The sequence below is a fragment of the Plantibacter sp. VKM Ac-2876 genome, from assembly GCF_015350715.1.
In the GTDB taxonomy this organism is placed as follows: Bacteria; Actinomycetota; Actinomycetes; order Actinomycetales; family Microbacteriaceae; genus Plantibacter; species Plantibacter auratus.
In genome coordinates this window covers 657062-679768 of sequence record NZ_JADKSI010000003.1, presented here as the reverse complement: position 1 = coordinate 679768, position 22707 = coordinate 657062, and the positions used below count along the sequence as shown (strand labels likewise).

The following is a 22707-nucleotide window of genomic DNA, read 5'->3' as shown; positions in this document are numbered from 1 at the left end:
CACCGGCCGCCGTTTCGCGTGCGGCGCGGTGTCCGCAGCTCAGGACCGTTCGCGGTCCCAGGGACGGATGACGTCCTGGGCCCGCGGCACGAGGGTCATCGGCGTCAGCTTCTCGTCCGATTGCGAATCCTCGAGAAGCAACGCCCGGTCGGCGAGCTCACTCGACATGGTCGTGAAGCTCGACCAGAACGGGCGAAGAATGCCTGACGAGGCGGCGAGCATGTAGACGTCGGCAACGGCCGCCTGCGTCCCGACGGGAGTGTTGTACCCGCCCTTGTCGCGCTGGGTCATGGCCGCGGGGAATTGAGCGACGAGAGCCTCGGTGACTTCCGGAACGTCGCAGGAGACGTAGAAGCGTAGATCAGGGCGCTCGACGAGCAGCTGCCGAATGCGTTGCTCGTACCAGGAGACCGGAGAGAACTCCTTGGTCTTCGGATGGGACGCCTCGTGCGCGCGGATCATCACGCCGACGTACTGTTCGCTCCCCATCTCATCAGACGTCGCGCGTAGTCGCTGGGCCACCGCTTCGGATGGCCGAAGCGATCGGAGTTGTCTACCCCAGTCGAGTCGCTCGCCATCTCGGTCCACGATGTAGTCACCCGTCTTGAGATCGATCCAACGCCGCGACTCCGTCCCGCTCGGCCAAGTGCGCTGGTCCCCGGAGAGGAAGTCCCGTCGGGGCAACCGTCGAAGGGTCGCGGCTGTTCTGGAGGTGCGCTCGAAGTCCTGCTCCCACAGGTCGTCCAGCTCTGCCGAGAGCGCAGCAGAGTGGTCATCCCATGTGTAGGAGAACCTCCAACCGTGGCGCTCGCTAAGTGCGCGGGCGCCGAGAAGCGAGCGCACACGGTTGCCGAGGCCGCTGAGGCACCAGACGTTGAGTTGGGTCATGTAGGGGCCGTTTCCGTGAGGCGGAGCTTGACGCGTGCTGGTGAAAGTGTGGCAGCTCGGCTCGGCAGCGGCGGTCCCGACACGGAGCTCGGTCGGCGCAGCCCATCGCGGCCGGCCGCTCTGTCAGACCTCGGCGATGGGACGTGAAGCGACTACATCGCTGGTCGGCTGATAGCACCCAGCTTCGTCATCCCGCTCCCCGACCGCGACGATGTTCGACGTCTGACGGCTTATCAGTAGGATGATCGCGGGGTCTCCGTCCGGAAGGAACGATCCTTCACCGAGGACCGCATCGCAGCGTTCGCGACTCCACTCGAGGGCTAGCTCGTCGACTGCGGCAGACGCGCGCGCGGGTGTCATGACATCGAAACGAGGAAAGCGTGCGACTGAGCCAGTCCGATGCCGAGTACCTGCACACGCTGAGGGATAGCACGGAACACACGCTTCGTGCGGCGATCGGGGATGTCGTCGATGTAGCCCTCCTCGACGCCCCGAACCAGACCAATGTCGGAGACTCGCTCATCTGGGCGGGCGAGATGGCGTACTTCCGTCGCCTCGGCCTGCGGATCAGGTACGTGGCGGACATCGCCTCGTTCGACCCCGAGGCGCTGCGTCGAGCGATGCCATCGGGAGTGGTGCTCCTGCACGGCGGCGGCAATTTCGGAGACCTGTGGACCGGACATCAGAATCACCGCGAACGCATCGTCCGCGAGCTTCCCGAGTACCGGATCGTGCAGCTGTCCCAGTCGATCTTCTTCGCTTCCGAGACCCGTGCGGCCGAGGCCGACGAGATCATCGGGAAGCACCCTGACTTCCACCTCCTGCTGCGTGACTCGCTCTCGATGGAACGAGCGGCGAAGCAGCTGCCTTCGTTGCGGCCCGTGTTCTGCCAGGACATGGCGCTTGGGTTCGATCCACCACGCGTGCGTCGCACTGCGCGAGGCCAGGACCTGCTGGTCATCGCGCGCCAGGACAAGGAGGCCATGTCAGGGCTCCACGACGTCGACGACGACTGGGGCGCAGGCCTGCACGTCACGAGTACCGATTGGCACAGCGAAGGCTGGCTGGCCGTCCGCTACCGCGTCGCCCGTCGGGTCATGAAACTCCACCAGTTCCTCCTCCGCGTCCGTCGGAGACTCCGCTGGACGCCGACGTTGCCGCAGTGGACGGTCAAGCGGCTGATCGTGTCACTCAACGAGATCAACATCGCGGGTGCCCTCCGGTGGTACGCGGCCGCCGACGTCGTCGTCGTCGACCGCCTGCACGCACACGTGCTGGCACTGCTCCTCGGCATCCCCCACGTCGCACTCGACAACAACTACCGGAAGATCGGAGCCGTCTTCGACGACTACACCGGTCGATTCTCCACCGCGAACTACGCCGTCGACACGGCCGAGGCGCGCGCCATCGTCCAGCAGCTGACGACCCGCTGATGCTCGCGTTCATCACCACCCTGCGCCATCCGCAGAACTCCGTCGACTACGGACGGGTCGAACTCCTGTTGCAGGAGACGCTCCGGTCGATCACGCAGCAGACATCGGACGAGTACATCGTCGTCATCGTCGGCAACCGGCGTCCACAGTTCGAACTCCCTGCGCGTACCGAGTTCGTGCAGGTCGAGTTCGCAGCGCCAGCTCCTGCCACGGGCGCTCAGACCGCCCGTGCGCCCTTCGTCTGGGACAAGGGAACGAAGCTCGGAATCGGTCTCATCGCCGCAGCTCGGCACGATCCCACCCACGTGATGATCTTCGATGCAGACGACTTCGTGCACCGCGACCTGGCTGCAACGGTCGAAGCGAATCCCGATCACGGCGGTTGGGTCATCCACGATGGCTGGATGTACTCCCGGGCACGCAACGCGTATGTCGCCCGATCCGACTTCAACCGCACCTGCGGGACGTGTTTCATCGTGCCGTTCGCAGCCTACGGAGTTCCGGCTCGTCTGACCGAGCATGCGTCTCAGCAGGACATCGCCGATGCCTACGGCGAACGCCTCTCGGAGATCATGGGAGCACACCGGAACGCCGAATCCTGGTATCGGGAACACGGTCATCCATTGGAGCCCCTCTCCTACCCCGGCGCCGTCTACCACGTGGACACCGGCGAGAACCACTCAGGCAAGTCGCTGTCCGGCATCGCCCGTCCGCTCGACGCTCGAATGGTCCGCGAGTTCGCCATCACCCCGTCCCGCGGTCGCCTGTCGACCTGGTGGTCCGCGTTCGGACCGCTCGCGGTCGCCGACCATGTCAAGAGACTCGGCGGCCGCGTGGCCCACCGTCTGGCCCGTGCGCTGAAACGATGAGCGAAGGCGAAAGCGACGGCCTCCGGAAGAAAGCGACCCAGTCGATCGGCTGGATCGTCCTGGAACGGTGGAGTTCGCGAGTTCTGACCCTGGTGGTCATCGCGGTTCTGACGCGCCTCCTCTCCCCTGCCGACTTTGGCCTGGTGTCGATGGCCACAGTGGTCATCGCCATCCTGCAGGTCTTCGTGGAGTCGGGTTTCGTCACCGTCCTGGTGCAGAAGAAGGAGCTCGGAGAGAAGGACACGTCGACCGCGTTCTGGACGTCGGTCACCCTCAGCCTCCTCCTCTATGCGGCGCTGTTCTTCACCGCCCCCCTCCTCGCCGGCCTCTTCGGTGAGCCCCAGTTGGTCGATGTCCTGCGGGTCCTCGGCCTCAGTCTTCCTGTTTCGTCCCTGGCACAGGTGCCGGCAGCGCTGCTCGAGCGTTCCTTCGGTTTCAAGTCGCTCGCGATCCGTCAGGTCGGTGGCGCGATCTGCGGAGCCGCCGTCGCGGTGATCATCGCCTTCAGCGGAGGCGGCGTCTGGGCGCTGGTCGCTCAAACACTGGTGACGAGCACGGCTTCCGTCCTGATCCTCTGGACGGCGACCTCGTGGCGACCGAGTCTCGAGTTCTCGTTCACCTCACTCCGCGCCATGTGGTCGATGGGGCTGCGGATCATCGGCATCGGGCTGCTGGACGCCGTGCAACAGAACATCGACAAGCTGATCGTGGGCGCGTTCTTCAGCACGGAGGTGCTCGGCTATTACTATCTCGCGCAGCGGATCGGCACCATCCTCATCGAGCTCGTCACCACGGTCATGTCCCGCGTCACGCTCACCACCTTCTCGAAAGTCCAGGACGACCTGCCGCGACTGAACCGGATTTTCCTGCAGATGACGTTCGCGTCCGCGGCCATCGGGGTGCCGATCTTCGGGCTCGTGGCGGTGTTCGCCGTGCAGATCGTTCCGTTCGCGTTCGGCCCGGGTTGGGACCAGACGGTTCCACTGATGTGGATCCTCGCCTGCGGCTGGGCCTTCGGAGCGGTCATGTACTTCGACCGAAGCGCGTTCCTCGCCATCGGTCGTGCGGACGTCGCACTGTGGGTCGCCGTACTCCAGAACATCGTCGGCGTGGCCCTCGTCTTCGCCCTGGTTCCGCTCGGCATCTGGGGGGTCGCGCTGTCCCGTTGGTCCCGGATCGTCACCTGGCCCGTGCGAATCCACATCCTGCACAAGCTCATCGGCCTCCCCGTCGGACGCTACCTCGCCCAGGTGTTCCGGTGTGTCGCGGCGATGATCCCGATCGTAGCCGGGGTGGCGTTCCTCCAGCAGACCGACTGGGCGCGTGGGGACCACGCGTTCTGGACCTTCGCTGTGCCGCTCGGGATCGTGGCGTCGCTGATGTACGCGGTGCTGGTCTGGTTGTTCGCCGGATCGGACAACCGAACGGTCCTCCGGCAGATCATCGGCCCGATCGTCAGACGTCTCCTGAACCGTCCGCGCGCAGCCGAGTGACCGAGAACAGCTCGGCTCGCTGAAGCGAAGTCCTTCGGACGGGAAGGCGCGGACGCTAGGTCACCTTCACGGCAGCCCGCAGCAATGCTCATCGAGCACGACCGCCGATCGCACGGCGCCCGCCCTCATGCGCTTCGACCGCATCCGATCGACGAGACCATCGCTCCTCGTGCTCAGCAGTCAGTGAAGGCCGGCCGGCGCCCCGGAGAAGCCTCTCTCCGTGAACGCGATAGCGGTCGACGTCCTCGTACTGCAGAGATAGGCCATGACCTCGAGTGGGTAGTCCGAGCTCGGTCAGGCCCATCCGAATCCCCCCCCCCCCCCCCCGCACCCGCCCGGCTGCGTGCTTTGGTGAAGGTCTCAGAGAGCGGCCGGCCGCCGGCTTCGAAGCGCACGCAGGCGACCACTGGTCGCGCTCCGCCCCTCAGGTGCGTGAGACGACGACCCCAAGAGGCGTCTCGATCACGGTCGGGGAAGTCACAGCGAGCCATGGACCGCCTGGCCCCACTGCGTGGGTCCGCACGACATCGGCGGCGATCGACCCAAGGTGATACACGAACGAGCGGTCGGTGCCGAAGCACCGACCGCTCGTTGGTTGTGACCAGAGGTCGTGGTTACGCTGCGACGCCTGCGCGCTGGCGGCGGATCATCACGAAGACCGCGATGAGCGCTGCGCCGAGGACGACTGCGCCTGCTGCACCCCACACGAGGAAGGCCGGGGTGTTGAAACCGGTGTCGGCGAGGCCGCCGTTGCCGGAGCCACCACCTGCAGCAGCAGCCTTCACCGTGACGGTGGTGGTGCCGATGATCTGCGAGGAGAGGCCGGTGCCGGTGACCGTGTAGGTGCCGGTCGCGTTGGTGGGCAGCGTGACGGTCAGGGAGACCGAGCCGGTGGCCGAAGCGGTCTTCACGAGCGTCTTGGTGTCGACGGCTGCGAGCGTGGCGCCGGTTGCGTTCTCGCCGGTCAGGGCGAGCGAGACGTCCTCGTTCGGCTGGAAGGCACCATCCGTGAAGGTGACGACGAAGGTGCCGCCGGGAGTGACGTCGCCGGTGACGACGATGTCGGCGCCGGGAACGTACGAAGCGTTCGCGGCGACCGGAGCGATGAACAGGCCAGCGAGGGCCAGCGCGAAGACCGCGGTGATTTTCTTGAGCATGTGGGTTCCCCTTGGAGACTGGTCGTTGATCAGTTCAGTGCAGTACTGGCATAGCTGTAGCTACCGTCACAACCAGCGGCGTTGTGACGAAGAATATTGCGCCGGCGCTGATACCCCCCGAAAACGGCTCAAACCCGACAACACGCATCACTGTACGGCAAATTTGCAGGTAAGCGCCAGCTGTTGTGTTTCGGAAAGATGAAGTTTGGGGGTCGAGACGACAAAAGGTTGTTTCGACACGCCGGATGTCGACACCGCCACGTCGATCGTCGTGCTTTCACCAGGCGCCAGTTCGAGTCGGAACTGAGACAGTGGGAAATCGCCGTCGAGTGCCGGTTGGACCGGGAGATCCGCACCATCACGCTGGATTCCCTCGGTGTACGACCCTGGAGGAGAGTAGACCGCGACCTTGAAGTTGAAGTTGCCAGGCGTGACGCCGTAAATGCCGCCACCGGTGATGTAGTCGCTCAGCGAGGTTGCGGCGTCGGCCGGAGCCGTGTTCGTAATCTTCAGACGCAAACCCAAGACCTGTCCTCCAGCACCGCACTGTGCTATGCCGCTCTGGGTCTCCACATCGAGGTAGTAGCCCATCTTGCTGCCGGTCGTGTCATTGATGTACACACCGAAGGCGTCGGCCCGCTGCTCCTCGGTCGGGAGCATGTCGGTCAACGTGGTTCCGGCCAGGAGCACTTGCTCCGCTTCAGCGGCGTTCCACACCAGAACACGTCGCTCGTCGCCCGACTTGGCGAGGGCCGCCACCAGCTTCGTGGCGTCGAAGTTGCCGGTCGAGATGCGGTCGAAGACCGCTGCCGACGCTGCCGCGAAGAAGGCATCCTGCTCGGGCCCGGCGGGGTAGCGCTGGTACACCTGGTTCAACAACAGATCCGCGGCATTCTCGGTCGTGAGCTGATCACCCGAGGGGAGGTCGATCGGTCCCGTCGCCGCGAGCAGGTATCCCAGGGCGACCGGGTCGATGCTGAGCACGCCATCGACGCGGGTCCCGAACCGTTGGAACCACATCTCCGACGCAAGCTCGGCGGACACGTCGAACCGAGGCGTCAGTGTGACGTCCTGGATGAAGCGTCCAGTGATGTTGCCGTAGATGCCGGCGGTCTCCGTCGACAGCGGCAGGACTGGCTCTGGAAACCGCGGGAAATCGCCTGAGGTCGCCTGCTGCAGGAGCGAGATGCGGCCCCCGTCCGTGCCGATCAGGGCCAGAGCGCCCGGGTTGCCGCCGCTCGCACGCGGCTCGGCCGGGTTCTGGAACATGATCAGGTAGTTGCGGGGCCCGTCGGCGCCGAGCATCGTCGGCAGCAGGTCGATCGCGCGCCGCGCCGCATCGACCGTGTCGGCGGTTTCGGTGAGGACCGGTCCGAGCTGGTCGACCGCCGACGACACCTGGCTGATGAGGCTCGACTGGTCGATCCCTCGGACGCGCTTCGCCGCACCCTCGAGAGCATCGTCGGCCGAGCGGACGTCCTGCTGAGCATCGATCATCGGCTGCAGCGGCACCGCACCGTCAACGGGCTTGAACAGGTCGGGGCGAAGCGACCCAGAGAGGTTCACCAGCGGAGCGATCGCTCCGACCGCGACCTCGTCGGTCGCGCCCGCCAAGTTCCGGACGGCCGCGAGGTTCGGTCCGATCCAGGGCACGATCTCGGCGGCGCGCCAGATCGGGTCACTCGTCAACGCAGCAGCCTCGCGGGCGTGGGATGCGAGCTCACGGGCGGTTTTGCCTGCAGCAGCTGCGTCTCCGCCGAGCACCTGCTCGCGGACCTGCTGTGCCAGGGGCACCGCCGCTTCCAGTTCCCCCTTGGCGAGGAATGCGCGCACACCGATCCACGCGACGGCCGCCAACAACAACACGAGCACGCCGGAAACGATGAGCGCGGTCCTGCGGCGTCGAGCACGCAGTCGCTCGGGGTCCGCGTTCTCCCGTCGTCGGGCACGGGAGCGCGCGGTCGTGCTCCGCCGGCCTCCGGCTTCCTTGGAGGAGGTTCGCGATGGGCCTGAGGAAGGCGAGCGACGATTGTCGGATTCGGGTGCCGGCATGGGGGTTATTCAATCACGACGCCGGTGCCACCGGTTACGGCGGACAGACCGAGCGCGAGGATCGACGCGTTGAACACGACATGCGCGACGATCGCGGGACCCAGCCGACCGGTCAGAACGGCAAGGCTTCCCGTGCCCAGCCCGACGAGCAGGGTTCCGACCCCGACGACGACCGCTTGGGCGGCGGTGGTGACGGCGAGGAGGTGCAAGATCGCGAAGAGCGACGCGCTGATCGCGACGGCTATCCATCGCCCGCCGCGGAGCATCCCGATGATCGACGGGAGGACGAGCCCGCGGAAGAAGGTCTCCTCGATCACCGGCGCGATGAGGATCACCGAGAGCAACGCGACGACGACGTACACCACCTCGTCCGCGGTCGCGAGGGGCACAGCGTTCCCGGCTGTGGCGGGAAGCCCGCCATAGGAAAGGACCTCGAGCGAGCTCACGACGATCCTCAGGAGGAGGCCGGCAGCCGCACCCCAGAGAAGGTCGATGGGGCGGATGGTCCACCGCACTGCCATCGGAACCGTCGGGCGCAGGCTCGGAACCAGCAGGACGATGAGGAGCGCGACCACCAGTGGGAGCCATACGAGCAAGTAGCCACCGAGCGGCGAGAACGGTCCAACGATCCGCACACCACCTGGGAACCCCAGCGCGATCACGACGGTCGCGACGAATCCGATCGTCGCGATGACAAGACGCGTCCGCGCCGTCTCTTGATCGTCGCGCGGCGTGGTCTCGTCTGGGATCGTCACGAGAGCAAACTACGGCAATCGACCGCGCACATGACACGGTCGCTCGGGAACAGGCGTCGGTTTGTGGCAGCATGGCTCCCAACGCCCTGTTCGGGGCACGCCTTGGCAGCAGGGTGAACCGCTCTCCTCCTCATCGAACGGAAGCCACCGCGTGGAGCTCAGTGACTATCTCCGTATCCTCCGCAAGTACTGGGTCCTCATCCTCGCGCTCGCGCTGACGGGGTTGGCCGCCTCGGCCCTGTACTCGCTGTCGCGGACGCCGGAATACAGCTCGTCGGCAAAGGTCTTCGTCTCGACGCAGGCGACCGACAGTCTGTCTGAGCTGACCCAGGGGAACACCTACTCGCAGCAGCGGGTGAAAACCTACGTCAACCTCGTGAGCACGCCTATCGTGCTGCAGCCCGTCATCGCGGCGCTCGAACTCGACATCACTGCAGGCCAGCTGGCCGGCCAGGTGTCCGCGACGTCGACGGCAGACACCACGATCATCCAGATCACGGCAACGAATGCGGATCCGGTGCTCGCCGCCGAACTCGCGAACACCACCGCGGAGAGCCTCACGGGGGTCGTCGCGAAGATCGAGAGCTCGGAGGACGGTGGTTCCAGCCCGGTGAAGCTCACGCGGGTGCAGGAGGCCAACGTGCCGACCCAGCCAGGCAGCCCGAACGTCCCGCTGAACCTGGCCATGGGCACGCTCCTCGGCGTGGCGTTGGGAGTAGCATTCGCGGTCCTCCGCACCACGCTCGACACCCGCATCCGCAATGAGCGTGACGTTGAATCCGTGACCGATATCCCACTGATGGGCGGCATCGCGTTCGACCCGAAGGCGAAGCAGCGCCCACTGATCGTCCAAGCCGATCCGAAGAGCCCGCGCGCCGAATCATTCCGCAGCCTGCGGACCAACCTCCAGTTCCTCGATGTGACCGACCAGCCGCGCAGCTACGTCGTCACCTCATCGATCCAGAGCGAGGGCAAGAGCACGACGGCGGCGAACCTCGCGATTGCCCTGTCGGACGCAGGCCACCGCGTCATCATCATCGACGCCGACCTCCGGCGGCCGAAGCTCGCCACCTACTTCGACCTTGAAGGGGCCGTCGGCCTCAGCGATGTCCTGATCCGACGCGCGACGCTCGAGGACACGATGCAGCCGTGGGGCCGCGGTGCGCTCACCGTCCTCCCCGCTGGCGCGATCCCGCCGAACCCGAGCGAGTTGCTCGGCTCCAGCGTGATGCAGAAACTCATCTCCGGTCTCGAGAAGCAGTTCGACTACGTGCTCATCGACGCACCGCCGCTCCTGCCCGTCACCGATGGCGCACTCCTCGCTCGTCACACCGGCGGCGCGCTCGTGGTCGTCGCCGCAGGACGCACCCACAAGAACCAGCTGAAGGGCGCCCTCGAGTCGCTCGTGCACGTGAACGCCTCGGTCGCCGGTCTCGTCATGACCATGGTCCCGACCAAGGGCCCGGACGCGTATGGATACGCACGTTATGGCTACGGTGCCGGCTACGGCTACACCGAGGACGTGAAGGCGTGACCGACGCCACGACGGCGGTCACCCGTCCGTTCTCGGTGCTCTTCGTCTGCACCGGGAACATCTGTCGGTCGGCGCTTGGTGCGCAGGTCCTGAAGGCGCGGCTCGATGCTGCAGGTGTCACCGCGCGTGGCCACCTCATCCGCGTGTCGAGCGCCGGGACGGGAATGCAGTCCGAACTCGTCATGCCGCCGGAGGTCGTCGAGCAGTCGCGTCGGTTCGGCGGAGACCCGAGCGGCCACGTCGCACGGCAGCTGGACCGGGACATCGTCGCTGACGCGGATCTGATCCTCACCGCGACGCGAGAACATCGGAGCGATGTCGCCCGTCTCCTCCCTCGTGCCTCGCGAGTGACATTCACCGTTCCGCAGTTCGCTCGCTTGATCGCGGAGACCGAGCCCGCCGCCGATCTCTGGGAGCTCGTCGCCGAGGTGGCCGCGGAACGCGGTCTCGTCCCACCGCCCGCGAACGCCGACGACGACGACATCGAGGACCCCTACCGTCGCAGCGCCGAAACCTACGAACGGGTCGGGACGCAGATCGACGCGCTCATCGAGGTCATCGTCACGCACCTGGCGCGGTCCGGTGACCGCCGATGAGCACCAAGCGCGGTCGTTCCACCTATCGGTCGGCACCGGCTCGCCCACGGTGGCGGGACTCGCTGAGTTCCAGTCAGCGGGTCCTCGTCCTCGTCGGACTCGCGCTCTTCCTCATCGTCGACGTGATCCTCGTCGGGCTCGCTCTCACGGCCAACCGGGCCCCGACGGCCGATCGCACGCCGCGCCCCCTCGTCACCTTCAACTCGACGCCGCAGCCCGCGCCGTCACCTGGGGGCTCGGCCGAGCCGACGGACGCCACGGCGGTCGACGGCAAGCGTTTCATCGCCACCATCGATGGCCAGACGCTGTGGCGCGCCACAGCCGGCGCGTGCGCGTCCACGTCGGCTGTCGTCGAGCGGAGTGTCGACGCCGGCGCGAGCTGGGCTCCACTGGCGACGAACGCGTTCGACCTTCGTCAGGTGCTCGCCCTCACGACTGGCGAGGACGGGGAGCTCGAGATCATCGGAGCCACCGGCGACGCTTGCGCGGTCGGTGGCTTCTCCTCAGAGGACGCCGGCGACACCTGGGCGCCTGATGCCGCGTTGCCGGGCGAAGTCGGCTACCTGACGCCGGACGATAGCGCTGCCGTCGTCTCGGGTCAGGGTGTCGGCCTGCCCTGCCCGGCAGTGGACGTGCTCAGCTCGACGTCTACACGGACCGTGGCCGCCTGCGCCGCCGTCCTGGCCGAGTGGAATCCCGCCGCGGGAACGTGGGGGGCGACGCCCTATGCCGGAGTGCATGGCCTCGCCACCGAGGGAGATCGACTGATGTTCGTCGCCAGAGGCGTGCCCGGCTGCAACGGCCTTGGTGCACTTGCGACGACGGGCATCCCTGCCCCGTTCGCGAACGCATCTCTGGTCGGTTGTGCCGAAGGCGCCGACGTCACAGCGCCCGCCGCACTCGCGATCGCCGGGACTGGAGCCTGGTTGTGGGTCGGCGACACCGTTCTCCGTTCGGGCGACGGCGGCGTCACCTGGGGCTAGGGTTATCCCTACATTTGTCACCAATCCGGGGGTCACCCGCAAAAAGGAGGACAGATGTTGCGCATCTTCACCGATAGTCTCAGCAGCAGTCCCGATACATCCGCGTATCGAACCACCAAGCTCTTCCCTCGTCACCCGTAGTAATTACGTGTTCCACCACGGAGACCGCATGCTGTCGCAGCCTTCCGTGCCGCTGCCAACGACGCCTGCGAGCACTCCCCCCGACCCAGCTCGCGCTGTCGCGCGCGATTGGCGCCGGGTCTACGCTCGTCGTCTCGCGGTCACCGATGCGATCGTCCTCATCTGGATCGTCTTCGGCACCCAGCTGTTCTGGTTCGACTTCGATCAGGAGACGACCTCGGTCGGTTTCGACATGACACGCGTTGTCGTGAACTACACCGTCATCTCGATCACCCTCATCGTCGCCTGGCTCGTGACGCTTCGCATCTTCGGCACTCGGGAGTACCGAGTGGTCGGGAGTGGGAACGCGGAGTACCGGCTCATCGCCGACGCGAGTATCCGCCTGTTCGGCATCATCGCGATCATCGCGTTCCTCGTGAAGCTCGATCTCGCACGCGGATACTTCCTGCTCGCTTTTCCCCTGGGGATCCTGGTCCTGCTGCTTTCACGGTGGATGTGGCGCCAGTGGCTGTCCGTGCAGCGCGCCCACGGCCGCTATGCGTCGCTGGTGCTGCTCGTGGGATCGGCTGATTCGGCCGAGCACATCGCCAAAGAACTCACCCGCAACACGGACGCCGGCTATCGAGTGGTCGGTGCCTGCGTCCCGACGGGCAAGGTCGGAGGAACGCTCGGCGACACCGGCATCCCCGTGTCAGGAACGGTCGACACCGTCCTCGAGGCGCTAGCGGCGACTCGGGCCGACACGGTCATCATCACCAGCTCGGATGAGTTGACGCCGGTGCGCGTCCGCGAGTTGAGCTGGAGTCTCGAACCGGGGCGCCAGCATCTCATCGTCGCGCCGAGCCTCACCGACGTCGGCGGCCCGCGCATTCACACCCGCCCGGTGGCGGGTCTCCCGCTCATCCACGTGGAGACGCCTCGCTACGAGGGTCGCAAGCGCTTCTCCAAGCGGGCGTTCGACATCCTCGGTTCCGGCCTCATCCTGCTCGTAGCCTCGCCCATCCTGCTCGTCGTCGCCCTGCTGGTGAAGTTCACCAGTCCGGGCCCGGTCTTGTATCGACAGGAGCGCATCGGGCTCAACGGTGAGCCGTTCAACATGCTGAAGTTCCGCTCCATGCGGGTGAACGCCGACGCCGAGCTCGCCGCGTTGCTCGCCCAACAGGGCACGAGCGATCGCCCGCTGTTCAAGGTGCAGAACGATCCACGCCTGACCCGCGTCGGCGCCACGCTACGGAAGTTCTCGCTCGATGAGTTCCCCCAGCTCATCAACGTCTTCCGCGGCGACATGAGCCTGGTCGGTCCGCGCCCACAGCGTGAGGGCGAGGTCGCGCTATACGACTCTGCGGCGAAGCGTCGCCTCATCGTGCAGCCCGGCATGACGGGCCTCTGGCAGGTCAGCGGTCGCTCGGCACTCAGCTGGGAGGACGCGATCCGCCTGGACCTGTATTACGTCGAGAACTGGTCGCTCATGGGCGACGTCATCATCCTCTGGCGGACGATCCGCGCAGTCGTGGCTCCGGGGAAGGAAGCCCACTGATGGCTGGGCTCATCATCCACGAGTGGATCGAGCGCCACGGCGGCTCCGAGAACGTCGTCGATGCGATGGCAGCCGCCTATCCCGACGCAGACATCCACTGCCTGTGGAGCAATGCGCCCGACCGCTTCCCCGGCCATACTGTGAGCGAGTCCTGGATCGCACGGACACCGCTCCGCAAGAGCAAGGCGGCCGCGCTGCCGTTCATGCCGACCACCTGGGCCAGGACCGACGTCTCCGCCGCCGACTTCGTCCTCATCAGCTCGCACGCCTTCGCGCATCACGCCGGCGGGCGACAGTCGGCCGACGGACCGCAGCGGTTCGTCTACGTCCACACGCCTGCTCGATACCTCTGGGCTCCCGAGCTGGACGTCCGAGGCGGCAACCTCGCTGCCCGCGCACTCGCCCCCGCACTCCGACGGATCGACCGCAAGCGCGCGCAGGACGGCGCGACGTTCGCCGCCAACAGCGACTACATCCGCCAGCGGATGGAACGTTCGTGGGGCGTCGAAGCCGAGGTCATCCATCCGCCGGTCCGCGTCGAGTACCTCCAGAGCGTGCCGTCCTGGGCTGATCGTCTGAGCGCCGAGGACGCCTACCTGTTCTCGACGCTGCCGTCCGAGTACGTCCTCGGCGCCTCCCGCTTCGTCGACTACAAGCGACTCGACGTCGCCATCCGCGCCGGGGAACTCGCCGGTCTGCCGGTCGTGCTTGCCGGTGCCGGGCCGCAGCACGCGGAACTGCAGGCGCTCGCGGACTCCGCCTCGGTGCCGGTCATCATCATGACGAGGCCGAGCGACGAGCTGCTCTTCGCGCTCTACCAGGCGGCGTCACTCCTCGTGTTCGCGGCCGTCGAGGACTTCGGCATCATGCCCGTCGAGGCGATGGCCCTCGGTACGCCCGCGCTCGTGCTCTCCGAAGGTGGCGCGTCCGAGAGCGTGCTCGCCATCGACGGCGGTGTCGTCGTCGATGCGCTCGACGACGCGACGCTACGCGAGGCGGTCGAGCGCGCCCTCCTCGTCGACATGGCTCCGGCTCAGGAGCGCGTCAACGCACTGTTCGGCTCCGCTGCCTTCGCCTCCAAGCTCACCGGCTGGGTCGGTCGATCCGCCCGCACAGACGGAACCGATCGGACCCTCGCCTCATGATCCTTGCCGACACCAGGTGGAGCGGCGTCCACGGCATCGGTCGTTATGCGTCCGAGGTACTCCCGCGGTTGAGCGTCGAGTGGTCGGCGCTCGAGGTCGGCGGCAAACCCTCCGATCCGCAGGACTTCCTCCGCGTGCGCCGGACACCCGGCGGCGAGACGATCTACTCCCCCGGGTACAACGGCTTCCTCGCACGCTCACCACAGGTGGTGACCGTCCACGACCTGATCCATCTGCATCCGACGACGAACCGCCGTGGCGTGTACCTCGCGCACTATTCGGCTGTCCTGCGCCCGATCATCCGTAGGAACCGACTGGTGCTGACCGTGTCGGAGACGTCGAAGCGCGCGATCGAGGACTGGGTCGACGACGATCGCGTCCGAGTGGTCAACGCCGGCAACGGACTGTCGGAGGCGTTCCATCCGGGGGGTTCACCAGCTGTTGAAGACTCCGCTCCCTATTTCCTCTACGTCGGCAACCTGCGGGCGCACAAGAACGTCGACGTGGTGTTCCTTGCCTTGGCTCGAGTTCCCGAAGCGAAGCTCATCGTCGTCATGAACGACCGTGAGGGCGCCGAGCGTCGTGCAGCGGAACTCGGTGTCGCCGATCGCGTCGAGGTACGAAGCGGGCTGACGGATCCGGAACTCGCCGACCTCTACCGGGGCGCGGTCGCCACGGTCTTCCCGTCGTTGGTCGAAGGGTTCGGCCTTCCTGCGGTCGAGAGCATCGCCTGCGGAACCCCGGTCATCTTCTGGGAGGGCTGCGAGTCGATCGCGGAGATCTCGAGCGGACAGGGGTTCCCGGTCGGTCACGCGCACGACGATATCGCGTGGGGGAAGGCGATGGACACTGTGCTCTCTGAGCAGCCGCGCGCCACGTCGCTCGCGGCGACGTACAGCTGGGACCGCACGGCAGAGATCGTGTCACGCACGTTGAGGGATCAGTGATGGCCGAGACCCTGACCATCGCGTTCGTCAGCCACACCGACACCTCCGGCACGTTCCGGGTCGGTAGCCATCACCTCGCAAGAGAGCTGGCTCGCTTCGGCCACCGCGTGCTGCACCTGTCCACCCCGGTGTCGCTCGTCCATCGGGTCCTCAGGCGGGGAGAGCCGACCCGAGACGAGGCCTCTCGCCGTGGAATCGTGACGGACGCTGACGGCGTCATGCACCTCGTGCCGCGCACCCTCCTACCCGCCGGCATCGGGCCGCTCTCGTTCGCGCCGATCTTCACCAGGGCGTTCGGAACGTCCAGCATCGACCTCGTGTTCGTGGACCAGCCCACACTCTGGTCCAACGAGCTACGCCGGCTGGCGACCACCGTCGTCTACCGTCCCACGGACCTCTACGAGCATGGCGTGAAGGCCAGATTCCAGCGAGCAGCGGTCGCGGCAGCCGATCGTGTGGTGGCGACGTCAGGCGCGGTGCTCACAGCGCTGGGAGTCCCTGCGTCCACGCCGTCGCTCGTCCTACCGAACGGGGTCGAGCTCGAGCGCTTCATCCTCACCGAGGACGATGTGCGTGAGGACCGCGCCGTGTACATCGGGGCCCTTGACGACCGTTTCGACTGGAACGCGGTGCGGGAAATGGCACTCCGCCTGCCGGAGTGGACCTTCGACATCTTCGGACCAGGCCAGGCTGCACCTGAGCCCTTGCCCGCAAACGTCCTGCTCCGCGGGCCGGTCAGCTACGACGACATCCCACTGATCCTGCGGCGCGCGCGCATCGGACTCCTCCCGCTGTCGGATGCCCCGGTGAACCGCGGTCGGAGTCCCATGAAGCTGTACGAATACCTCGCATCGGGCCTGGCCGTGGTGACCCGGGAGACCGATGTACTGACCGACGATCCGGACACGGGCGTGGTCTCCTACGGTCGCTCACGCAGCGCGGCCGACGCCATACAGGTGGCCACGGCGTCCGCCAGCCCGAATCTACCGGGAAGCGCGGCAGCAGCCGCGGCAGGGTGGTCGGAGAAGGCGCGCACGCTCCTTGGGTTCGCAACGGGCGGGGCCGCATGACCACGACAGCATCGAGGATTCCGACCGCCCACCGCTCAACCGACACGCGTGCAGTAGCGTTGCCGGGAGCCGTGTCCGACAGCGTGGGGAAGGAGGCCGGCGTGATCAAGCGACTGCTCACGAACCCGCTCTTCTATCTTCTCGCCCCGGTCATCGTCAGCGCGCTCGTCTGGTCGGTGCCCGGGACGTCGAACCAGCTCCGCGGGTTCGATCAGCGGGCGGAAGGTTCCTTCGAGGGATGGACCCTGCTCGTCTGCTTCTACCTGGTCGCAGCGTTCCTCGTCTGGACCGGATTCCGTCTCGGCATCATGGCCGGTCCGAGCGAGCGCATCGTGGAGGCGTCGAGCACTGAGCGATTCGATCGACGATTCTCGATCGTGCTGACGGTGTTCGCGACGATCGGCGTGCTCTACTCCGTGTACTTGGTCCAGCAGCAGACGAACATCTTTGACGCGCTCTCCGCGACGCAGGGAAACCAGCTGAAAGAGTCCATCGGTGGGTCCGCGGGAATCGCGACGCTCCGCTATACCGCGGCTATCTCGGCTCCAGTCGCGCTCTACGTGTGGCGGTTCCGGCACGGACGCGCGAGCCTGGCCATCTGGAACGTACTCCTGCTCGTCATGAGCGCTCTGTTCTCGAGCCGCTTGTCATTCATCATGGCCGTCGTCGTGCTGATCTTCATCGTGATCACGCTGAGACGCGACATCAAGTTCAAGACGGTACCGCTGGCGATCGCCGGTGCAGCGGTCTTCGGTGCCCTCGTCGCATTCAACTACTACCGCAACGCCGGCTTCTACGAGAACCTCGGGATCACGGATCCGGTGTCGATGAACTTCTATCAGGTGGCCGCGTACCTTGGAGCACCGTTCCAGGCGTCTCTCGGTGTCGCGGACGGCATCGCCAACGGGGGATTCACCAAACCTGTGGACGTGGTGTCGGCGGCGGCCATCGTCGTACCGACTTTCCTGCGGCCGGAACGATTCGGCTCCTACGGGTCGTTCGACAGCTTCGTCCAGGTCGCGCCGAACCTCACGACGAACTCCGCATTCGCGGACACCTACGCCGACTATGGCTGGTGGGGACTCGCCTATGTTCTGGCGACCGTGTTCCTCGCCAGCATGCTCGCCGGGTATGCGTCGCGATTCCGTTCCCTCGTCATCGTGGCCGGGGCGGTCGTCGCCTACGGACTCGCCGAGATGTGGCGGATCTTCCTGTTCCCTCAGGGCCTCGTGCTCTACCTCCTCATCGCGGTACTGGCCGCGACCCTCTTCGGCCTGATCGGCAGTGCACCCCGCGTCGACAGCCGCGTCACGATGAAGGACTCGTACCGACTTGCCCGATAGCAGGAAGGGGCGCCCGGCACCGTCCGGCTCGCCCCAAGACGTCACGACGGTGCTCCTGTCGGTCCGCGAATCGGCGACGAAGATCAACCCCTTCGTCACGATGTTGGTCAACGCCCTGCGAGCGGACCCGACGGTCTCCGTCGAATTCTTCTCCTGGCCCCGGGCGCTCACCGCCCGCTACGACGTGTTCCACATCCACTGGCCGGAGGCGGTGACACGTGGGCCCAGCCGCATTCGTCGTGCGACCTCACTGATGCTCAGCCTGCTGCTCCTCCTGAGGCTGCGAATCAGGCGGACGCGGATCGTGCGCACGGCACACAACCTCGCTCCTCACGAATCCGGGTGGCCCGGTGAGCGACTCATCTTGAGCGCCTTCGATCGAGCGACCGACGCGTGGATCACGATGAACGCGCACACACCGCTGCCGGAGGGTTCGCGAGGACAGGTGATCCCGCATGGTCACTACCGCGATTGGTATCGCGTGCCGGCACTCACGGAAACGGGCGCGCCTGAGCTCCTCTACTTCGGGCTCGTCCGGTCGTACAAAGGCGTCGACAGCCTGGCCGCAGCGTTCTCCGGCGCCGAAGCGCTCAGCCACTTCCGTCTGCGGATCCTCGGGAAGCCTGATCCGTCGGGCGTCTCCACAACGCTTCAACAGCTCATCGCCGACGATCCCAGGATCGAGCCGGACTTCCGATATGTGCCGGATGCCGACCTGGCGGCGGCGATCGCTCGCGCCAGGCTCGTCGTCCTCCCGTATAAGAACATGCACAACAGCGGCGCCGTGCTGCTCGCGCTGTCGCTCGACACCCCGGTCCTCATTCCTGCGAATCCGATCACCCGCGACCTGCAGACCGAATTCGGCAGCGATGTCGTGAAGCTCTTCGACGGCGAACTCACGAGCGCCGCCCTCGCGGCAGCCGTCGCGGAGCTCCCCGACGACGGCTTCATGGGCAGCATCGACATGTCGTCCCGCGAGTGGTCGCTGATCGCCCAATCGCATGCGAAGGTGTACCGGGAGGTCCGCGCATGGTGACGGAGAACATCTACGGCGTCGCTGTCGAACACTGGAACCCGTTCGTGCCGCGATTCTCAGGACGGGTCGGAGCGCGGCTACCCATCGGACGGCGTCGCAACAACTTCGGCGACCTGCTCGGCCCAGTCATCGTCCGGCGTCTGCTCGAACAAGGCGTCGGAGATCAGTCGACGCTGCGTGCACTCCCGCAGGATGACAAGCGCCTCGTCGCCGTCGGGTCGATCCTGCATTTCGCACACGATGGCGACACCGTCTGGGGTACTGGCGTCAACGGGAAGATGCCGGAATCGAAGCACACCTTCAACAGGCTCGACATCCGCGCGGTCCGCGGGCCGAGGACGTTCGACTTCCTCGAAGCTCGCGGCCTCGAACCCGAGCGGGTGTTCGGCGACCCCGGTTTGCTTGTACCGCGCGTCTTCGACCACCTCCCGGCGCTCTCCGTGAAGAAGGCGCACGCGCTGACGATCGTGCCGAACCTGCATGATCACCCGGTGTGGGCGTCCCATCCGGCAACGATCGACCCGACCGGAGACCTGGTTGGCATCCTCGAGCGGATCGCCCAGAGCGAGCGTGTGGTCGGGTCATCCCTCCATGGCCTCGTCGTGGCCGAGAGCCTGGGCATCCCGGCCACACTGATCGCCCCCGCCGCCGAGTCGATGTTCAAGTACGAGGACTACTACGGCGGCACCGGACGGGACTCGTTCCCGGTGACGCACGATCTGCGTGAAGCACTCGCGCAGGCACCTGACCCGTTGGCCTGGGACGCGCAGCCGTTGATCGACGCTTTCCCACTGGATCTCTGGTCCGGCCCCCGACGGTCCTCCGGCTCGACCCATCCCACGACACCCTAGGACGGCCCCATGCACGCCCTCGTCGCCATCGCGAGCTTCCGTCGACCGGACGACCTCCGCATCCTCCTCGACTCGCTCATGGATCCGTCCAACGAGTCCCACCACACCATGGACGTCCTGGTCGTCGACAATGATCCCGCAGGATCAGCAGAGGCGACCGTGCAGGGGTTTCCAGATGTCCGCTACGTGCTCGAGTCCCAGCCGGGCATTGCGGAAGCCCGGAACCGGTCGTTGGACGTCTTCGATGAGGCGGACCGAGGCTACGACGCGATCATCTTCGTTGACGACGACGAGTACGTCGGTCCCGGCTGGTACCCCGAACTCGCCGGTGCCGCGGAACGCTCTTCCGCAGGAGTACTCACGGGACCCGTCATCTCGATCTTCCCGGCCGGAACTCCGCGCTGGGTCACCCGCGGCGAGTTCATGCAGCGACCGTTCCACGAGGATCGAGAGGTCCTGACGGCGGCGGCCACCAACAACACCCTGCTGAAGCGGAGTGGCTGGGAACGGGCAGGTTCGCCGCGGTTCGACCGTTCCTTCTCGTCGACCGGAGGCAGCGATGCGCGTCTCTTCGCCGATCTGCTCCGCGCAGGCATCACCATCGAGTTCTGTCGACAGGCGGAGGTTTTCGAACCGGTACCGTTCGATCGCATGACGCTCCGGTGGGTGTCACGTCGCGCGTTCCGGAACGGGGTCGTCCTCGCGAGGATTGGCGTGACGAAACGTGGAGCCGCCATCACCTTCGCGCAGGGTGGTTACCTGACTGCCAGCGGACTCGCATTGAGCCTGGTCGATCTGCTGCGCGTCCGTGGTCTCCACGCCCGATCGTTCAACCGGCTTGTGAACGGCCTCGGCGTGATGTCGTCGTTCTTCGGCGCGCGTGTGCACGAGTACAAGCGAGCATGACATCCGGCAAGGGTGTCGCGGAAACCCCCATCGCCCGCTGCTCCGGGACGTGCGCACGCCTACGCTGTCTTAACACATGAGCGACGCCCCCGTGCGGGCGTCGGGCTGGGATCGAAAGAGGAGGCGTCGATGAGTGAGCATGAGGGTCAGCAGAGCCCGACCGGCGACGCCACTCCCCGCCCCAAACGCCCCACCTCCCGCCGCGACTTCTTCCGCGCCGCAGGCTTCGGCGTCGCCGGCCTCGCTGCCGGGGGTGCCGTCGCCGGCGGGATCGCAGCCGCCACCGCGTCCAACCCGCAGGAGGACTACGGCTTCACGCCGCTCCCCAAGCGCAGCGAACCGGGCTTCGACCACGTCGTGGTCGTGATGTTCGAGAACCGCTCCTTCGACCACATGCTCGGATGGCTCTACCCAGCGGGAGGCGAACCGGCCGGCCAGACCTTCGACGGCCTCGCCCAGGGCGACTACAGCAACCCCGGCGAGTCCGGCGAGGCCGTCCCCGCCCACGTCTACACGGGCCCCACCGACCAGATCATGGCCCAGCCCGACCCGGACCCCGGCGAGTTCTACCCACACGTCAACACGCAGCTCTTCGGCACCATCGACCCCGAGAGCAACGGCGACCTCCGCAACCCGCTGCAGCCGCCGTGGAACCTCCCGGCCGACACCTCCTCCCCCAAGAACGACGGCTTCGTCAAGGACTACATCGTCAACTCGACGCTCGCCCGCGGACGCAAGCCGACGCCCGAGGAGTACTCCACCGTGATGGGCGGGTTCTCCCCCGAGATGCTGCCGGTGCTGTCCACACTCGCCAAGAACTTCGGCGTCTACGACCACTGGTACGCGGCGGTCCCCTCCCAGACCTTCTGCAACCGCTCCTTCTTCCACGCGAGCACCTCCCACGGGTACGTCACCAACATCGAGGGCGACGGCATCGGCAAGTGGCTGAGCGCACCGGCCGTCCCCACCGTGTTCAACCGCCTCGAGGAGGCGGGGAAGACCTGGCGCGTCTACTACGACGCCCAACAGGTCGTCTCGCTCACCGGCCTCCTGAGCGCGCCGTCGATCGAGCAGTACTGGAAGAGCAACTTCCGCAGTATGGAGCAGTTCCACGAGGACGCGGCGAACGGTGACCTGCCCGACTACGCCTTCGTCGAACCACGCATGGTGTTCGACCACAACGACATGCACCCGCCGGTCGTCCGTCCCGACAACCCGAGCCGAGACGACGTCGACCCGGAGCTCGACTCCGCCTACTCCGACATGCGCGCCGGCGAGCAACTCCTCGGCGAGGTCTACACGGCGATCAAACACGGGGCGTCGACCACCGGCTCGAACGCGATGAACACGGTCATGCTCGTCACCTTCGACGAACACGGCGGCATCTACGACCACGTCGCACCGCCCAAGGCGACCCCGCCGTCGGGCAAGCCGGAGGCGGGAGAGATGGACTTCACCTTCGACCGCCTCGGGCTACGGGTGCCGACCATCGTCATCTCCGCATACACGAAGGCCGGCAGCGTCATCAACGAGGAGATGCATCACGGCTCACTCATGAAGACCCTCGCCGAACTGCACGGGCTCGACCCGCTGACCGAACGCGACCGTACCGCCACGAGCATCTTCAACGCCGTGAACCTCACCTCACCGCGGCAACCGGTGCTGTGGCCGACGGTGACGCCCGCCTACGTGCCGCCGAACCCCGAAGCGAACGCCCGCGCCGACAAGGACAAGGACCGCAAGCGACCACTCACGCCGCCGGCGCTCGGACTCATCGGGATCCTCCTCGCGAAGTACGAGCCCGGTGCCCCGCTGCCGGACAACTACGCCGACGCGTACGAGGTGCTGACGAAGCACGGCGAAGGACTGTTCGGAACGCGCGACTGACCGGGCTGTGGTGCCCTTCGACAAGCTCAGGGACCGAACCGGATCGCGACGGATGCGAACGACTCGGTTCTTCGCACCGCTCCC

The 22707-nt window shown here is 66.5% G+C and carries 19 protein-coding genes; 15 read left to right on the top strand and 4 right to left on the bottom strand.

The genetic code is table 11. The features are described 5' to 3' along the window. Window positions 1-39 precede the first annotated feature (39 nt). Window positions 40-489 carry a hypothetical protein gene (locus ITJ62_RS19085; RefSeq protein ID WP_228498533.1) on the bottom strand — a complete coding sequence of 150 codons (450 nt, stop codon included), beginning with the start codon at window positions 487-489 and terminating at the stop codon, window positions 40-42. Window positions 490-1268: 779 nt separating this feature from the next. Between ITJ62_RS19085 and ITJ62_RS15695 the strand changes: the two genes are divergently transcribed. From ITJ62_RS15695 to ITJ62_RS15685, 3 genes are read left to right on the top strand one after another with little or no spacing between them, the layout of a single operon-like run. After that, entirely contained in the window at window positions 1269-2321 is a 1053-nt protein-coding gene (locus tag ITJ62_RS15695) for a polysaccharide pyruvyl transferase family protein (protein ID WP_194604054.1), read from the top strand. Further along, window positions 2321-3190, top strand: coding sequence for a glycosyltransferase family 2 protein (locus ITJ62_RS15690; RefSeq protein ID WP_194604052.1), 870 nt, complete (start codon window positions 2321-2323; stop codon window positions 3188-3190). Before ITJ62_RS15695 ends, ITJ62_RS15690 begins: the two co-directional genes overlap by 1 nt. After that, the gene (locus ITJ62_RS15685; protein ID WP_194604049.1) at window positions 3187-4683 is read left to right on the top strand and encodes a lipopolysaccharide biosynthesis protein; all 1497 of its coding nucleotides are present in this window, start codon (window positions 3187-3189) and stop codon (window positions 4681-4683) included. The genes ITJ62_RS15690 and ITJ62_RS15685 overlap by 4 nt, the downstream gene beginning before the upstream one ends. Window positions 4684-5297: 614 nt before the next feature. On the opposite strand, the gene ITJ62_RS15680 is transcribed toward ITJ62_RS15685, so the two are convergent. The 3 genes from ITJ62_RS15680 to ITJ62_RS15670 form a co-directional block, all read right to left on the bottom strand. Continuing rightward, on the bottom strand, window positions 5298-5840 hold the full coding sequence (locus tag ITJ62_RS15680; protein ID WP_194604046.1) for a hypothetical protein: 543 nt from the start codon (window positions 5838-5840) through the stop codon (window positions 5298-5300). Between the two features lie 147 nt (window positions 5841-5987). Then, the gene (locus ITJ62_RS15675) at window positions 5988-7712 is read right to left on the bottom strand and encodes a DUF4012 domain-containing protein (RefSeq protein ID WP_194604042.1); all 1725 of its coding nucleotides are present in this window, start codon (window positions 7710-7712) and stop codon (window positions 5988-5990) included. 185 nt (window positions 7713-7897) lie between these two features. Further along, window positions 7898-8647: a CPBP family intramembrane glutamic endopeptidase gene (locus tag ITJ62_RS15670; protein WP_194604040.1), complete on the bottom strand. Its 750-nt coding sequence runs from the start codon at window positions 8645-8647 to the stop codon at window positions 7898-7900. A gap of 151 nt (window positions 8648-8798) precedes the next feature. On the opposite strand from ITJ62_RS15670, the gene ITJ62_RS15665 reads away from it, so the two are divergent. The 12 genes from ITJ62_RS15665 (at window position 8799) to ITJ62_RS15610 (ending at window position 22623) form a co-directional block, all read left to right on the top strand. After that, window positions 8799-10181: a polysaccharide biosynthesis tyrosine autokinase gene (locus tag ITJ62_RS15665; protein ID WP_194604037.1), complete on the top strand. Its 1383-nt coding sequence runs from the start codon at window positions 8799-8801 to the stop codon at window positions 10179-10181. Continuing rightward, a complete protein-coding gene (locus ITJ62_RS15660) occupies window positions 10178-10777 on the top strand; it encodes a low molecular weight phosphatase family protein (RefSeq protein ID WP_194604034.1) in 600 nt (199 codons plus the stop codon). The genes ITJ62_RS15665 and ITJ62_RS15660 overlap by 4 nt, the downstream gene beginning before the upstream one ends. After that, window positions 10774-11760 carry a hypothetical protein gene (locus tag ITJ62_RS15655; protein WP_194604031.1) on the top strand — a complete coding sequence of 329 codons (987 nt, stop codon included), beginning with the start codon at window positions 10774-10776 and terminating at the stop codon, window positions 11758-11760. The genes ITJ62_RS15660 and ITJ62_RS15655 overlap by 4 nt, the downstream gene beginning before the upstream one ends. A 169-nt stretch (window positions 11761-11929) precedes the next feature. After that, on the top strand, window positions 11930-13438 hold the full coding sequence (locus ITJ62_RS15650; RefSeq protein WP_194604029.1) for a sugar transferase: 1509 nt from the start codon (window positions 11930-11932) through the stop codon (window positions 13436-13438). After that, on the top strand, window positions 13438-14583 hold the full coding sequence (locus tag ITJ62_RS15645) for a glycosyltransferase (protein WP_194604026.1): 1146 nt from the start codon (window positions 13438-13440) through the stop codon (window positions 14581-14583). The genes ITJ62_RS15650 and ITJ62_RS15645 overlap by 1 nt, the downstream gene beginning before the upstream one ends. Then, on the top strand, window positions 14580-15530 hold the full coding sequence (locus ITJ62_RS15640) for a glycosyltransferase family 1 protein (protein ID WP_194604023.1): 951 nt from the start codon (window positions 14580-14582) through the stop codon (window positions 15528-15530). The genes ITJ62_RS15645 and ITJ62_RS15640 overlap by 4 nt, the downstream gene beginning before the upstream one ends. Further along, the gene (locus ITJ62_RS15635) at window positions 15530-16600 is read left to right on the top strand and encodes a glycosyltransferase (protein WP_194604020.1); all 1071 of its coding nucleotides are present in this window, start codon (window positions 15530-15532) and stop codon (window positions 16598-16600) included. Before ITJ62_RS15640 ends, ITJ62_RS15635 begins: the two co-directional genes overlap by 1 nt. A gap of 101 nt (window positions 16601-16701) precedes the next feature. Continuing rightward, window positions 16702-17943: an O-antigen polymerase gene (locus ITJ62_RS15630; protein ID WP_370581954.1), complete on the top strand. Its 1242-nt coding sequence runs from the start codon at window positions 16702-16704 to the stop codon at window positions 17941-17943. Continuing rightward, on the top strand, window positions 17933-18979 hold the full coding sequence (locus ITJ62_RS15625; protein ID WP_194604014.1) for a glycosyltransferase: 1047 nt from the start codon (window positions 17933-17935) through the stop codon (window positions 18977-18979). Before ITJ62_RS15630 ends, ITJ62_RS15625 begins: the two co-directional genes overlap by 11 nt. Next, on the top strand, window positions 18973-19830 hold the full coding sequence (locus ITJ62_RS15620) for a polysaccharide pyruvyl transferase family protein (RefSeq protein ID WP_194604011.1): 858 nt from the start codon (window positions 18973-18975) through the stop codon (window positions 19828-19830). The genes ITJ62_RS15625 and ITJ62_RS15620 overlap by 7 nt, the downstream gene beginning before the upstream one ends. A 9-nt stretch (window positions 19831-19839) precedes the next feature. Then, window positions 19840-20736 (top strand): glycosyltransferase, encoded by an 897-nt coding sequence (locus ITJ62_RS15615; RefSeq protein WP_194604007.1) that lies wholly within the window; start codon window positions 19840-19842, stop codon window positions 20734-20736. Between the two features lie 129 nt (window positions 20737-20865). Next, window positions 20866-22623, top strand: a complete 1758-nt coding sequence (locus tag ITJ62_RS15610; RefSeq protein WP_194604005.1) for an alkaline phosphatase family protein — start codon at window positions 20866-20868, stop codon at window positions 22621-22623. The last annotated feature ends 84 nt before the right edge of the window (window positions 22624-22707 follow it).